Here is a 12,350-nt window from a genome sequence, read left to right on the forward strand (position 1 = left end):
TCCCACAATCCGATGTCGTCGATGGTGAGGCCATGCGTAGTGAGCAGTTTGGGGATGGCGAACATCGGTCCGATTCCCATCTCATCCGGTGCGCATCCAGCAACTGCGATACCGCGATATACACCGAGCGGTTCGATTCCTCGCCGTTGCGCCTCGCTCGCCTCCATGAGTACCGCCGCCGACGCGCCGTCCGAGAGCTGAGAAGAGTTTCCGGCGGTCACCGTGGAGGTGGGGGACACCGTGCCGTCGGGAGTTACCGGTGGCAAGGTAGCCAGTCCGGCCAAGGTAGTCGACGGTCTGTTGCCCTCGTCTGCAATCAGCGTGACTCGCTGTCGCTCGACTGCACCCGATGACTTATCGGCCGCCGTTTTGACCGACTCGAGCGGAACGATCTCTGCATCGAAGCGGCCGTGCTCCTGTGCGTGAGCGGTTCGCTGTTGGGACAGCAAGGCAAACTCGTCTTGTCGATCTCTGCTGACGGAGTATCGATCAGCGACTGTCTCTGCAGTGTGCACCATGGGCATGTAGATATCCGGCGTGTGTTCTTCGAGCCAGGGATCTGTCGCACGGTAGAAGTTCTGGTGGGTGTTCTGCACGAGTGATATCGACTCGACTCCGCCTCCGACGGTGATCGTCATTCCATCGTGAAGTATTTGTTTGGCTGCAGTCGCGATAGCCATCAGTCCCGATGAACACTGCCGGTCGAGTGTCATCCCCGGAACGGAGTCAGGTAGGCCTGCACGAAGTATCGCCTGCCGTGCGACGTTGCCACCGGTACTGCCTTGCTGCACTGCACATCCGAGGATGACATCGTCTATTTCACGTCCGTCGACACCTGCGCGGTCGACGGCGTGAGTCAGGGCGTGAGCAGCGAGATGCTGGCCCTGAGTGTCGTTGAACGCGCCGCGGTAGGCCTTGCCTATGGGTGTCCGTGCTGTCGAGACGACTACGGCTTCTCGCATGGTGTGAACTCGCTTCTGTGGATGTGGCTGGATCGGTGAACGATCAGGCGTGGTAACTGGTCGTGCCGGATCGACCGACGACGATCTTCGGTACGACGGCGCGGGAGGAGAGTCGTAGAAGCATGTCCACCATCTCGACGATGTCATCAACACGAATCATCGTTTCTGGAGGTATCCGGTCGTGCACCCAGTTCGCCATGTCGGTGTCCACGAAGGCTGGTGCGATGGCGGTTGCCGTCACCCCATTGCCCGATTCCTCTGCATTGAACGTCTCGACCAACGAGATCAACGCAGCCTTGGTTGCTCCGTATACAGCGAGCCCGGCCTCGGCATAGAGGCCGGTGATCGACGACAGCGCAACAACTTTGGCTCCCCCGTCGGGGTTCGAGGCTGCCGCGGCGCGCAACGACGGCAGGGCCTGCTGGAGCATGGTCAGCGGCGCACGCAGGTTGATATCGAGGGTCTTGTCCAACCGTCGGAGCGGATAGGTGTCGATGGTTCCGGACGAACCGAAACCGGCGTTGAGAATGAGGGCGTCGAGCGTCTCGAAATGCTCGGTGTGGGTTGTTACTACGTTCCCGGCGGCCTCTGGGTCTGACAAGTCCCCGGCGGCAATTACGACGTCACTCGCTCCTGCCGCGCGTAGTTCCCGAGCGACCGAGTCGAGGCGTTCGTGATCACGCGCGTTGATGGTGAGCCCATGCCCCTGCTGTGCGAGGCGGGTGGCGATTCCAAGACCGATGCCGCGTGTGGCTCCGGTGACCAAGGCGGTGCGAATCATGATGATGACCTCTTCAAGGCGTGTAGTCCTGCAGCGATGAACTCGGGAACCGACTCCCCGGCTCTGTCGAAACCGTCGCCCACGGTCGCGCCGACCAAGAAGCGGTGGTGGATGCCTTCGGCGATGACCGCGAGTTTCAGGTAGGCGAGCGCCATATAGAAATTCCAGTGTGCGAGGTCGCGACCCGAAGCCAGTGAATAGCGTTGCGCAAGATCATCTATCGACGGCATCCGGTCGCTGGTCCACGCTGCCGGCTCGCCGATGACGAGGTCGAACGAGGGGTTGCGATAGACACACATCGTGGCCACGTCGGACAGTGGATCTCCCAGCGCCGACAGTTCCCAATCCACTACTGCGGCCACCTGCCCGACGTCGTCGAGACCGAGGATGGTGTTGTCGATTCTGTAGTCACCGTGCACAATCGACGCTTCGGATTGCTGAGGGATCGAGTCGGCGACGGCTGTGTGCAGACGACTCAGATCCGTGCTTTCACGTGTTTTGACCCGTTCCCACTGCTTGGCCCACAGAGCAACCTGGCGAGTGAGATATCCGTCCGGGCGACCGAACTGTCGCAGACCGACGACGTCGATGTCGACCTGGTGGAGCGCTCCGAGAATCCTCACCAACTCATCGACACATTTGTCGAGATCGGTATCGGAGACATCGACGAGATCTGCTGTTGTCCGAACAACGCGGCCGTCGATCCGCTCTACCAGGGTGAAGGGCGCGCCGAGGACGGACACGTCCTCGCACAAGACCACGGTGCCTGCGACGGGCACATCTGTTTTCTGCAGCGCCGAGGTGATGGTGTACTCGCGGGCGACGTCGTGCGCGGAAGGCGTGAGACCCGCGGTAGGTGGGCGGCGTAATACCCACCGCGAGGTGTCGTCGGAAAGGAAGTAAGTCAGATTGGATTTGCCGCCCGAGATGAGTTCGGCCCGCAAATCGCCTCGCAGTGGCACATCGGAGTCGTTCAGGTAGGCACGCAATTTCTCCAGGTCGAGGCCTCGATGCTCCGTGTCGCTCACGAGGATGCACCAGCTTTGTGCTTGGCTCCGGCCTTCTGCGCTGCTCCGATGGCGCGCCGTGCAATTGCCCAGCGGTGCACCTCCGATGCGCCGTCGTAGATTCGGAAACCGCGCACCTCCTGCGCAAGCCGTGCCAAGGGTAGATCCCCGGATACTCCGAGCCCACCGCACATCTGAATCGAGCGATCGACTATTCGGAACACTGCCTCCGCGCCGAACGTTTTCGCGATGGAGGTCTCGTCGCCTGCATGCTCACCCTGATCGAGAGCCCAGCACGCGCGAATCAGCAGGGCTCGGGTCGCCGCGATGTCGATCTCGTTGTCGGCGACCATCTGTTGAATCATGCCGAGGGCACCGAGCTTGCCGCCGAACGCTTCACGATGGGCAACGCGTTCGACAGCGATGTCGTGAGCGCGGCGTGCGGCCCCCAGCCATCGCATGACGTGCGTCATCCGGGCCGGCCCCAACCTGACCTGGACGTAACGGAATCCCTGGTCCACCTCGCCGAGAACGCCACTGTCGGGGACGAAGAGGTCCTCGAAGAACACCTCGCAGTGGCCGCCGATCATGGATTTGTCGGGGGTCTCGATGTGGCGACCGACGGTCAATCCGGGCACCACGGAGGGGGTGATGAACATGGTGGCACCGCCCCGGTCCCCGGGCACGCCGGCGGTGCGCGCAAAGATGATGAAGAAGCCGGCCCCCTCGGCGCCGGTAATGAAGTACTTGTGCCCGTTGATCTTCCATCCGCCGGGCACCTTGTCCGCACGGGTGGTCAACGCGTTCGGGTCGGAGCCCGCGCCGGGGGCAGGTTCGGTCATGGCGAAGGCCGAGCGCATCTCTCCGCGAGCGAGTGGAGCAAGGAAGCGCTCTTTTTGCTCCTTGTTCGCGATGTGGTCGAGCATGTGTACGTTGCCCTCGTCGGGTGCGGCGATGTTCAACGCGACCGGGCCGAACAGTGAGTATCCGCCCTCCTCGAAAACCGGTGCGCGCTCGACCATGTTCAGTCCATGGCCACCGTACTCGAGCGGGACGTGCGGACCGAAAACACCCGCGTCTCGGGCCGCGGCTTGCAGTGTTTCGCGCAGTTCATCTCCGCCGGCGGCAGCGATATCGCCGTGGTGAAGATCCTCGACGGGCAGCACCGTGCTTCGGGTGAATTCTCGGGTCTTCTCGACCAGCGTGGTGACTTCGGGGGACATCAGAAAATCGGTCATGGTCAAACCTCCATCGACGGGATGCATCTCGCCGAACGTTCGTCGATCAGCGAGCGCGAGGACATGTATTCCATTCGCGTGGTGACGGTCAGGCTGTGGAGTCGCCGCCGGGTACAGCCCAGTACGGTGGCCGCTTTTCGGAGAATGCGAGCATGCCCTCTTGCGCCTCCGGGGAAGCGAAGTAAGACGCGGTCAGATTCAGCATCTGGGCGAATTGTTCGGCCAGGGTGGTCTCCGAGGGATTAAGCATCTTCTTGACGCCAGCAAGGGCCCGTGGAGCGCCGAGTCCGATTGTTTCGGTGAGTCGGGCGACCGCGGTATCGAGACCGTCAGCTGTGGCGACCTCACTGAGCAGACCGATTCGAGCGGCGTGCCGGGCATCGAAAGTCTCACCGGTCAGGAACAAGCGATGCAGATCTACCGATGCCACGCGCAGTCGAAGCGGCACCGAGATGACTGCGGGAACCACCCCGATCCTCGTCTCGCTGAAGCCGAGTGTCACGGTGTCCGCGGCAACCGCGAAGTCGCATGACGCCACCAGCCCGATACCTCCGGCACGGGCCGGGCCTCTCAGTACAGCGATCACCGGCTTCGGGGAAGTCAACAGCATCGTCATCAGATCGACGAGCTCCTGCCCCGACTGCGAGGTGTCGCCGGTGCGGGCTTCCTTCAGGTCTGCGCCGGCGCAGAACACCGAACCGGTGTGGGTGAGAACCACAACGCGGGTGGCCTCGTCGTCGATTGCGGTGCGCACGTGACCGAGCAGATCGGATCGAAGTTGTGCCGAGAGTGCGTTCCGGTTCTTCGGCGAGTCGAGAGTGACGACAGAGACTCCGCCTTCGGTCGCGAGGCGCGCCAGTTCCGAATTGTGCTCAGGTGCGCTCATCGCGATGCCTGCTTGTCTTCTGAGGGAGCAGAATGGGGCGCGGACGGCGGATTGTCGATGAAGGCTGCGGGGATGTCGTGATGGCGGGCGCGAACGAACTCGCCGAGTCCCTTCCCCTGCGAGTCGAGATTCAGGTTCGCCGCGACCCCTCGGCCGAGTAGTCCGACGATGGTCACTCCGCATGCGCGCAGATGCGGCAATTCCCACATACGTAACGAGCACTCCGCAGCTTCTGGGATCAGAGCCCTAATCGAGTCCTCGGTCCACCAGGACCTGAGCCAGTCGTGCTCCCGATCGTCGCGGGCCCACAGGCCGAGGGTGGCGTTGCCGGCTTTGTCACCGGATCGTGCCCCTACGACTGTGCCCAACGGTTGGCGCACGGTCGGGCCGAATTCCGTCACTTGCTCTCCGACGAGAGGTGCTTCGATCGGTTCTGCGGGCGGTGTGGTGGGTGCCGGGGCAACCTCGAACTGCTTGTCTCCCAGTGTTACCCGCTGGTGGAAGGCGTCGGCAGGCATCAGCGTCGGCCAGAATACGGTGACTTCGCTGCCTGCCGCCGGCGGACCGGTGAAGTACAGGCCCGGATAACTCGCAAGCCCGGTCTCGATCGCTGCCCTCGGGAAAGCGCGAACCTTGTCCGGGGAGGCATCCGTGACCGAAATGGTCAGCAACGCAACGGCTTCGTTCATGCTCGCTGGATCGGACTTGTCGGCACGGAGGAGCCGGACAGTCACCATCTCGAAGGCTTTTTCGCCGCCGACGATGTTGGCCCACATCGCGCGCTGGGCAAGCTCTGCCTTGGCCTCGATGTTGGCACCGGTGAGCACGAACGTCACCTCGTTGCGCCATCCTCCGGAGACCAGTGCGCCCACCTTGATCGTTGCGGGTGCCGCTTCGCCGCGCACTCCCGAGATCTGAACGCGGTCCGTATCGAGCTGGGTGAGCCGAGCGGTGTCGAGCCGGGTGATGACGTCGGGGTTGGCGTATCGCGGTCCGTCGATTTCGTAGAGTAGCTGCGCAGTCACCGTTTCCACGGTCACCGCGCCTCCTGTGCCCGGGTGTTTGGTGATGACGCACGAGCCGTCGGCGGCAATCTCGGCGATCGGGAATCCGACGTGGGCCATGCCGTCCAACTCGGAGAAGAACGAGAAGTTTCCGCCGGTGGCTTGTGCCCCGCACTCGATGACGTGTCCCGCGGTAACGGCTCCGGCCAACGCATCCCAGTCGGTCCTCGACCAGCCGAAGTGCCACGCGGCCGGCCCGATGATGATGGCTGCGTCGGTGACTCGGCCGGTGACGACAACATCGGCTCCGGCATCGAGCGCCTCCTTGATTCCCCAGGCTCCGAGGTATGCGCTGACGACGTCGGGCTCGCGGTCGATGTCGGCGAACGATTGCCCGGTATCGAGGTGTGGTGCGTCCCAGCCGCTTCGGCGGGCAAGTGCGAAGGCGTCGGTGGCGTCGTCACCGTCGACGACGGCGACCCGGACGGTTCGGCCGGCGTTTTCGGCGATGCGCGTTATCTCTTCAGCACAGGCGTGCGGGTTGAGACCGCCTGCGTTGGAGACAATTTTGATGTGCCGGTCCAGGCAGGTGGCGAGCACGCCCTCCAGTTGCCGGACGAATGTGCGTGCGAATCCGGCTTCGGGGGAGCGTTTGCGTTGTTTGACGAGTACGCCCATGGTCAGTTCCGCGAGCCAGTCACCGGTGAGTACGTCGACGGGTCCGCCGTCGACGATCTCGCGGGCCGCGGCGAGGCGGTCGCCGAAGAAGCCGGAGCAGTTGGCTATCCGTAGGGGGCGTAATTCGCTCATGCGGGATCCACCGCCGACAGAGTCACCAGAACGGTATGAGCCTCGACGTATTGGCCTACCTCCACGTGGATGTGCTCGACGGTTCCGTCCATCGCGGCCGTCGCCGGATGCTCCATCTTCATCGCTTCGACCGTGACCAACCTCTGTCCAGCGGTGACGACGTCGCCGATCTTCACGGCAATGGCAACGACTGTGCCTGGGATTTCGTTCACCGGACCCAACGCGGTTGCTGCTCCGGAATCAGGATCAGGAAGTCGAGGAGAACGCCGCCAACCCGACTGACTGCTCGAATCGTTGACCCAGATCGATTCGTCCGGATGGGTGACGACCGTGCAGGGATAGTCGACTCCGTCGTACTGCACCCGTACCGAGTCGGACGTGAGATCGAGGAGGCGAAACTCGTGCCGTGTCCCGTCGATCTCCAGCTCGAGGTCGGCGTCCCCTGACCAACCATCCTGGTGGTAGCCGATCTCGATGGCAGTGTCGTCTCCGAGGCGGTGCCAGGTGGCGTGCGTGAGTATCCGGGCGGCGAGCGGCCGGAATCCGGGACGGGCATGACCACGCATCGGGTCGTGGGCGGCGCGTCTCGAGGTGGACACAGCCACCGCCGCTGCGAGGTGTATCCGCTCAGCGGTCCTGGCAGCAGGATTCAGCAGGTGGGGATGATTGTCGAGAAAGTCGGTACGGGTGGCACCGTCGAGGAAATCCGGATCACGGAGGAGCGCTGCCAGGAAGCTGCGGTTGGTCGTGACACCGTGCACGTGAGTGGCGTCGATGGCCGAGGCGAGCGCGAATGCTGCGTCGGTTCTGTTCCCGGCGTGAGCGACGATCTTGGCGATCATCGGGTCGTAGAACGGGGAAATCTCGGCCGGGGCGACTATTCCGTCCTCGTATCGGAGTCCGATGCGGTCGGGATGGCTGTAACGGTGCAACTGTCCTGGAGTCGGGAGATAGTCGTTCGCAGGGTCTTCGGCGTAGAGCCGCACTTCGATTGCGTGCCCGTTGATTCGGACGTCGCTCTGCTCGAATCCCAATGTTTCACCGCGCGCCACGCGCAATTGCAGTGCGACCAAGTCCATTCCGGTCACTTCCTCGGTGACGGGGTGCTCGACCTGTAGGCGGGTGTTCATCTCGAGGAAGTAGAAGCCTCCGGTCTCGTCGTCGTAGAGGTATTCCACTGTGCCGGCACCGACATACCCGAGCTCACGGACGAGTGACACTGCGGTCGAGCCCATTCGTTCGCGCGCGTCGGGTCCGATGACGGGTGAGGGTGCTTCTTCGAGCACCTTCTGATGGCGACGCTGAATGGAGCACTCGCGTTCTCCGAGATGCACTGCGTTGCCGTGCTTGTCGCCGAAAACCTGGATCTCGATGTGTCGCGAATACCGCAAGTACTTCTCAAGGAACACGGTCGAGTTGCCGAACAAGTTCGCGCCTTCTCGACGCGAGGAGGCCACTCCGTCGATGAGGTCCTCGGAACGTTCGATCAGGCGCATTCCCTTGCCGCCGCCTCCTGCTACGGCTTTGGCCAATAGCGGATAACCCACTTCGGCTGCTGCGCTCTCCCATTCCGAGGTGTCGTCTCCGGTGATGACCGCGTCGGGCAGGACTGGCACGTCTGCTTTGCGCGCCCATTCCTTCGCGCGGTCCTTGAGACCCATCACGCGCATCGATTGCGCACTCGGGCCGACGAAATTGATGCCGGCCGCTTCGCATGCCTCGGCGAATTCGGGGTTCTCCGAGAGGAACCCGTAGCCGGGGTGGACGGCGTCGGCACCGGTGCGCCGGGCGGCGTCGAGGATCTTGTCGACTTTCAGATAGGAGTCGGCGCTGCTTGACCCGCCGATTGCGACGGAGAAGTCGGCGTCGGTGACGTGCGGGGATCGTGCGTCGGGATCCGAGTAGACCGCGACGGTGCGAATACCCATCGCGCGGGCGGTGCGAATGACACGCCGTGCGATCTCGCCGCGGTTGGCGACGAGCAATGTATTGATCGGTGTGTGGTTCACGGAAGTCTCACAATCGGAACGTAGCGAACCGGGACGTCCCGGTCACCGGTGCGGAATGTACGGCGGACAGGGCGAGGCCGAGAACGGCGCGGGTATCGCGAGGATCGATGATTCCGTCGTCCCACAGTCGTCCGGTGGCGTATACAGCACCGGACTGACTTTCGATCAAGTCTTCGATCTCGCGGCGGACCCTGGCGTCGTCGGCGTCGCTGAACTCGGTGCCGGCACGCTGAGCTGCTGTTTTCTTGATGATGGACATGACCCCGCCGAGCTGTGCTCCGCCCATGACTGCGATGCGGTGGTTGGGCCAGGTGAAGACGAATCGGGGGTCGTATGCGCGGCCCGACATCGCGTAGTTTCCCGCGCCGTACGAAGCGCCGATCATCAAAGTCACATGGGGGACAGTGGAATTGGAGACGGCATTGATCAGCTTCGAGCCATCCTTGATGATCCCACCGCGTTCGGCTGCCGAGCCGACCATGAAGCCGGTGATGTTCTGGATGAACAGCAACGGGATGTCGCGTGAATTCGCCAGCTGAATGAAATGCGCCCCTTTGTTCGCTTCATCCGAGAACAAGATGCCGTTGTTGGCGATGACACCTACCGGGAATCCCGCGATCGAGCCCCAGCCGGTGACCAACTGAGTGCCGAACAGTGGCTTGAACTCGTCGAAGCGGGAGCCGTCCAGTACGCGAGCAAGAATCTCCCTCACCTCCACCGATCGCTTCGAGTCGGCTGCAGCGCATGCGAGCAGTTCGCTCTGGTCGTGAACCGGAGGATCAGCGGGCAGCGTGGCCCCCGGGCCGGCTTTGGTCCACTGCAGATCCGCCACGATCTGACGCCCCAATCGCAGGGCGTCGCGCTCGTCCTCGGCGAGGTAATCTGCCAATCCGGATACGCGGGCGTGCATTTCGGCACCACCGAGCGATTCGTCGTCGATCTCCTCGTTGATCGCCATCTTCACCAGGGGAGGTCCGCCGAGGTAGACCGTGGCAGCTTCCTTGACGAGGACCGTGTATTGGCTCATGCCGGGCACATATGCACCACCGGCGGTCGAGCTGCCGAACACCAACGAGATGGTCGGAATGCCCGATGCTGTGAGACGGGTGATCTCGCGAAAGCTGCGTCCGCCGTTCACGAAAATATCTGCCTGCTTGGGTAGATCTGCTCCGCCGGATTCGACGAGCGTGATGACAGGTAGCCGGTTCCGGGCTGCGATGTCGAGTGCTCGGAGTTGTTTGGCCACCGCGTCCGGGTTGAGTGAGCCACCCTTGACCGTCGGCTGGTTGGCGATGATCATGCACTCGATTCCACTGACTGGTCCGATGCCGGTGATGAGTCGGCCGCCGGGCTGTTCGTCCGGGTCGTGTGCCCCTGCGTAAGTGGATAGTTCGAGGAACGGGGCGTCTTCGTCGAGCAGCAGATCGACGCGCTCGCGTGCGAGCAGTTTGCCGCGACCGCGATGGCGTTGTACGGCCTTTTCTCCACCCGACGCAAGGACGCGATCAGCGAGAGCGGTCAAAGGTTCCAGAGCGTCCAGCATCGCAGTACGGTCGAGCAGGAATTGCTCCGACCTGATGTCGAATCGTGTGGGTATGACCGTCATTGGTGCACCTCGATGAGTCGGAGATTCAGGGGTAGGCAGCGTCACGTCAACTGAGGGCATCAGCCGCCGAGCGATCGGCGCAGATGCACCGACCTCGATTGAATCGATGAGCTACATCCATCGAGACCTACACAACACCAAGTTGACTAACAAATCAAGTATGGATCCGATGAAGATGGATTCCACCTGGCCAAATAGGCTGCCATCCCTAGTCGGCTGAACCGAGGACTGACCGTGGCATCAACTACGAGGTCGCAATGTCCGACTCTCGAGCCGGGCACCTCTCTCGGTCGAGCTTCTCGGCACAGTTAGCTGCAGTATGACGCCGGGTTTGGGAGGGGATGTGAAGGGTCTTGTAGCCATCAAGACACTTGACTGTGATGTCGATCTTGCGCAGTCCCGACCTTTACTGGTGGCCACCGCAAACGGTATTGGCTTCCGGGTCTCCCCGACGGCGACGGGGTCAAAGTAGCGGGCGGCGCTCACATTGCGCGAGTCGGGGCATCTAGAGTCGCAGATCCTCGGCCACCTGTTGCGGGAGGTGGAGATTTTACGAGGGGATGACGCTGACCTCGGCTTCATCGGTGGTGGTGGGTGATCTGAAGTCGACTGCACTGCAGATGAATTGATATCTCGACACGATTCGGACCAGTCGAGAGGTGATCTCGGGCGGGTTACGGAGTGGTGTTCCCAACACCTGTTGGTGCCGGACGGTGTGCTGGTGCACGTGGATGGCAGAGACGCCGGCGCGAAGGCACGACAACGGCGGCGGTCGACCACAGGTGCTCGCTTCGCTGTTCCTGAATTTCTGGACTTCGGTACAAGCCGAACCCGCTGTCGGCTCTTGACTTAAAAGTCAAGTGATGATGGAGTGTGATCCAGATCGCACCGTCAGGGTCAGGCATCCGCTGCCTGTAACGCCGATGCGGTGGGTCGAATCAGGCGAGCATGGGCTAGGGCTCGAAACCAGCAGCAATCAGCGTGTCTTCGTTCCAATCGAGATCACAAGGGAGTTCATCATGGGTCGTATGGATGGAAAAGTTGCCTTCATCACCGGGGCAGGCCGAGGGCAGGGCCGGGCGCACGCAATCAGGTTGGCAGAGGAAGGGGCTGACATTGTGGCGCTCGATTGCCCGAGTCAGGGCAGCATCCCGCACCCCCTCGCCACCGAGGAAGATCTGAACGAGACCGTCCGGTGGGTCGAAAAGCTCGATCGACGAATCCTGGGCATTGTTGGGGACGTCCGGAGTCAGGCAAGTCTCGATTCCGCTGTTGCGGCCGGAATCGCGGAATTCGGGCACATCGACGTGGTCGTCGCCAATGCAGGTGCATGGAGTGTCGGGCCATTCTGGGAAATACCTGAAGAAGAATGGAAAGACGTAGTCGATATCGACCTGCTCGGTGTCATGAGGACCCTCAAAGCGGTCACTCCGCACATGATCGAACGCGGCTCGGGTTCGATGGTCGTAATTGCGTCTGTCAACGGCAAGGAGGCCGGTGTCAACTATGCGCATTACGTCAGCTCCAAGCACGGTGTGCTCGGACTGATGAAGTCCGTCGCCCTCGAACTCGGTCCTCTCGGTATTCGTTGCAACGCCGTGCTGCCCGGTGTCGTCAGGACACCCATCTTGGACTGGCAAGGTGGATGGGATCTGATGGCTGGTGGCCCCGGGCTGGGCACGCGCGACCATATGGAGTCCGGCGGTAAGGCGTACGCGCTGCTGAAGGGCGTTGGAATGCTCCCGCCGGAGGCCACCAGCGAGGGTGTGTTGTGGTTGGCCTCTGACGAGTCGAAGTACGTGTCCGGCCAAGAGCTGGCGATCGATGGCGGTCACATGTTGTTGCCGGGCCTCAACATGGCCAATATCGCCGAGGCGGCAGCAGCAGCCAACGGCTAGCAGGCCGACAAAAACCTGGTCTCGGATCGGTTCGACATACGCGCGCGTGTCAGTCGAACCGATCCGGCCAGGGCCACTTTCGGCAACCCAACGTTCAGGTACGAGCCAACTCGTGACGGCCGCTGCCAGTAGACTGAATCGCAGGAATA

General features: G+C 62.4%; 9 protein-coding genes. 1 reads left to right on the forward strand and 8 read right to left on the reverse strand.

Annotated features, from left to right (window positions below; all coding sequences use genetic code 11):
* The 8 genes from A2J03_RS00560 to A2J03_RS00595 all read right to left on the reverse strand — a co-directional run.
* Positions 1-962, reverse strand: a 962-nt coding sequence (locus tag A2J03_RS00560; protein ID WP_068368255.1) for an acetyl-CoA C-acyltransferase, incomplete at its 3' end; no start/stop codon positions are given.
* Positions 963-1,005: 43 nt separating this feature from the next.
* Positions 1,006-1,743, reverse strand: a complete 738-nt coding sequence (locus tag A2J03_RS00565; protein ID WP_068368259.1) for an SDR family NAD(P)-dependent oxidoreductase — start codon at positions 1,741-1,743, stop codon at positions 1,006-1,008.
* On the reverse strand, positions 1,740-2,771 hold the full coding sequence (locus A2J03_RS00570; RefSeq protein WP_068368261.1) for a phosphotransferase family protein: 1,032 nt from the start codon (positions 2,769-2,771) through the stop codon (positions 1,740-1,742). The genes A2J03_RS00565 and A2J03_RS00570 overlap by 4 nt, the downstream gene beginning before the upstream one ends.
* Complete coding sequence (locus tag A2J03_RS00575) at positions 2,768-3,988, reverse strand: acyl-CoA dehydrogenase family protein (RefSeq protein ID WP_068368321.1); 1,221 nt, start codon at positions 3,986-3,988, stop codon at positions 2,768-2,770. The genes A2J03_RS00570 and A2J03_RS00575 overlap by 4 nt, the downstream gene beginning before the upstream one ends.
* Positions 3,989-4,076: 88 nt before the next feature.
* The gene (locus A2J03_RS00580; RefSeq protein WP_068368262.1) at positions 4,077-4,874 is read right to left on the reverse strand and encodes an enoyl-CoA hydratase-related protein; all 798 of its coding nucleotides are present in this window, start codon (positions 4,872-4,874) and stop codon (positions 4,077-4,079) included.
* Positions 4,871-6,688: an acyclic terpene utilization AtuA family protein gene (locus A2J03_RS00585; RefSeq protein ID WP_068368268.1), complete on the reverse strand. Its 1,818-nt coding sequence runs from the start codon at positions 6,686-6,688 to the stop codon at positions 4,871-4,873. Before A2J03_RS00585 ends, A2J03_RS00580 begins: the two co-directional genes overlap by 4 nt.
* The gene (locus A2J03_RS00590) at positions 6,685-8,697 is read right to left on the reverse strand and encodes an ATP-binding protein (RefSeq protein WP_068368271.1); all 2,013 of its coding nucleotides are present in this window, start codon (positions 8,695-8,697) and stop codon (positions 6,685-6,687) included. The genes A2J03_RS00585 and A2J03_RS00590 overlap by 4 nt, the downstream gene beginning before the upstream one ends.
* Before the next feature lie 7 nt (positions 8,698-8,704).
* Entirely contained in the window at positions 8,705-10,303 is a 1,599-nt protein-coding gene (locus tag A2J03_RS00595) for an acyl-CoA carboxylase subunit beta (RefSeq protein WP_068368274.1), read from the reverse strand.
* Positions 10,304-11,322: 1,019 nt separating this feature from the next.
* Between A2J03_RS00595 and A2J03_RS00605 the strand changes: the two genes are divergently transcribed.
* Entirely contained in the window at positions 11,323-12,201 is an 879-nt protein-coding gene (locus A2J03_RS00605) for a mycofactocin-coupled SDR family oxidoreductase (protein WP_068368324.1), read from the forward strand.
* The last annotated feature ends 149 nt before the right edge of the window (positions 12,202-12,350 follow it).

This window comes from Rhodococcus sp. EPR-157, assembly GCF_001647195.1.
Lineage (GTDB): Bacteria > Actinomycetota > Actinomycetes > Mycobacteriales > Mycobacteriaceae > Rhodococcoides.

Bases quoted from the DNA above. Each gene is read 5' to 3' on its own strand.
- A2J03_RS00580 (WP_068368262.1), bottom strand. From the start codon at position 4,874: ATGAGCGCACCTGAGCACAATTCGGAACTGGCGCGCCTCGCGACCGAA.
- A2J03_RS00605 (WP_068368324.1), top strand. From the start codon at position 11,323: ATGGGTCGTATGGATGGAAAAGTTGCCTTCATCACCGGGGCAGGCCGA.
- A2J03_RS00595 (WP_068368274.1), bottom strand. From the start codon at position 10,303: ATGACGGTCATACCCACACGATTCGACATCAGGTCGGAGCAATTCCTG.
- A2J03_RS00585 (WP_068368268.1), bottom strand. From the start codon at position 6,688: ATGAGCGAATTACGCCCCCTACGGATAGCCAACTGCTCCGGCTTCTTC.
- A2J03_RS00575 (WP_068368321.1), bottom strand. From the start codon at position 3,988: ATGACCGATTTTCTGATGTCCCCCGAAGTCACCACGCTGGTCGAGAAG.
- A2J03_RS00565 (WP_068368259.1), bottom strand. From the start codon at position 1,743: ATGATTCGCACCGCCTTGGTCACCGGAGCCACACGCGGCATCGGTCTT.